The following is a 2,125-nucleotide window of genomic DNA, read 5'->3' on the forward strand; positions in this document are numbered from 1 at the left end:
TGGTAATTACAAGGTAAAAACAAAACGGGCAGGTTCTTCGTCTGAGGAGCCTGCCATTTTTATTTTTGGCTATATTTTTTACCGGACACTAATAATTATAAATTGAATCCAAGCGGGCATTCCCTCTTTCGAAAAATCTTGCAGGAATCGGATTTTCCACTTTGGGACTTGGCGAAAATTAAAATCTTTTGAAATGCCTAACTGTGAAAAATGGCGCATTCCATGCGCCATTTTTTTTAATACAAATACCATTCCCAGTTAACATCGGCGGCGGAATTATGAGAATCATTTTGCTCCACGATTTCATAATCTTCTAAGTAACCGACTTCTTCTTTTGAATAAGAATATCCCGAGGAATAATCATCATCATTTGACCAAACATCTGCATCAATTACCTTGGGGATGACTTTTATTTTATAGGTATTGATTGGAGCGGTAAGAGTGGTGCTGCTTGTTCCTCTCCAAATACTACAATCATCTTTCTCTAAAAGGGTTCCTGTGCCCGAGTTTTTTAATAAGGTTCCATATTGATCATAAAAGTTAACAGAGAAAGAAATTCGCGGATCGCCTGTATCCCCTAAACCGTCCCAATTAGAACTCCGCTGGTAGTAATAAGTCATCGTGAACTTCATCGTTTTTGCCGTTGTCAAATAAGATTTTGCAGAAGATGAACTTGAATAATAATAGTACGAAGAAGAACTCGAATAGTAATCATAATGGCTATAGCTAGACGACGAACTTTGTGGAAGCGGACAATTTGGTTCGTATTCTACAAGCACGCCATAAGCATTGTAATAATTGTTTTGGCAGCGTTCTAAATGCGCTTGATATTCTTGATTTTTTGTTTCTGCAATGGCTTCATTTACTTCGTTAAGCGATGGTTCAATGGCATCTAATGGATTATCATTAGAGCATGCGGTGAATAAATTTGCGAATGCAAAAATGCTGAATAAAAGAATTGTTCTTTTCATATAAACCTCTACCAAACAAAGCTCATCGTGGTTCTGAACGAAAATCCGCCGTTATCGACATCCAATTCTTCGGCTGTTGAATGCGAAATACCCAGACCGGCTAATTTTAATTCAACGGAAAATACCCGAGAAATTTCATAGCCAACTCCTAAGTAGCTGTAAAATTCCCAATCACGTTTTGCGTTTTCTTTAATCGTTGTTCTATCCGATGGTTCGTTATAAACAGGATAATTAGCATCTCCTTCAATTGAATAAATTGAGAATAAAGGCTTTCGAATAATTAAACTATAAGAAGCAAAAAAGGATTTTCCAAAACGAATTTGCAAAGGAATTTCTAAAGAATGACGAATTAACGTGATGTCTAAATTGGCCGCATTTTCTACATCTTTATAGATATACCTACCAGAATAGTCATAGTTATAAACATATCCATGATACCAAAATTCATCATAGAAGGAGCTTAATGTCACGGTGTAATTTAATCCCGATTGTAAACTGAGATAGCGATTAAAATATTTTCGGACGGCATAACCGATGGTCATGTCCAAGGCATTTTCGTCGGTATCGTGAAAATTCCGATAATGGTAAATGTCAATTGTTTCTTCGTGTTTTCCGAATTCTAAAAGAATGCCCGTGTAAAAAGTTTGTTCTTCTTGGGGCTCTTCCAAGGAATCCGCTTCTGTGGTATCGGAGGCAAAATTTTCGGAGTCATTTAGCGAATCACTTTCTGCGGGGATGTCTTCGGGGATAACCGCGATAAGTTTCAACGGGCGCAGAAATTTCTTCGGGCGCCAATTTTAAAGTTTGAATTTTAAAGGTGAGAGTATCAAGGCGCAATTCAATTCTGCAGTAAGAAACGGTGTCGCAAAATTGGAAAACGGATTCCGCATTTTGGTAAACGTTATTCACTCGCAGAAATTTTAATTGGAGCGGGGAAAGTTGCTGAGCGCTCGTATCGGCAGACAAAGTATCGACAGCTTGCGAATCGACTTTCGGAAAATACGCGCTGCATTTGCAAAGTTTTTCGATGCGTTCGCAGGTTCTGTCAAATAAACTGTTTCATTTAGTTTTTGTTAGCTAAAAAAAGAGCTTTGAAATTTCAAAATTGAAGAAGCGAAAAGCAAAATCAAAGCGATGTTTTTTCAACTCGATTT

3 protein-coding genes are annotated in these 2,125 nt (G+C 37.5%); all 3 read right to left on the minus strand.

Annotated features, from left to right (window positions below):
* Positions 1 to 236: 236 nt before the first annotated feature.
* Genes B0H50_RS12895 through B0H50_RS13410 form a run of 3 tightly spaced genes read right to left on the minus strand, consistent with a single transcriptional unit; the run spans position 237 to position 1,880 of the window.
* The gene (locus B0H50_RS12895; RefSeq protein ID WP_109587918.1) at positions 237 to 971 is read right to left on the minus strand and encodes a hypothetical protein; all 735 of its coding nucleotides are present in this window, start codon (positions 969 to 971) and stop codon (positions 237 to 239) included.
* A gap of 8 nt (positions 972 to 979) precedes the next feature.
* Positions 980 to 1,738, minus strand: coding sequence for a hypothetical protein (locus tag B0H50_RS12900; protein WP_109587919.1), 759 nt, complete (start codon positions 1,736 to 1,738; stop codon positions 980 to 982).
* Entirely contained in the window at positions 1,692 to 1,880 is a 189-nt protein-coding gene (locus B0H50_RS13410; protein ID WP_158275931.1) for a hypothetical protein, read from the minus strand. Before B0H50_RS13410 ends, B0H50_RS12900 begins: the two co-directional genes overlap by 47 nt.
* Positions 1,881 to 2,125 lie beyond the last annotated feature (245 nt).

The sequence above is a fragment of the Hallerella porci genome (assembly GCF_003148885.1).
In the GTDB taxonomy this organism is placed as follows: Bacteria; Fibrobacterota; Fibrobacteria; order Fibrobacterales; family Fibrobacteraceae; genus Hallerella; species Hallerella porci.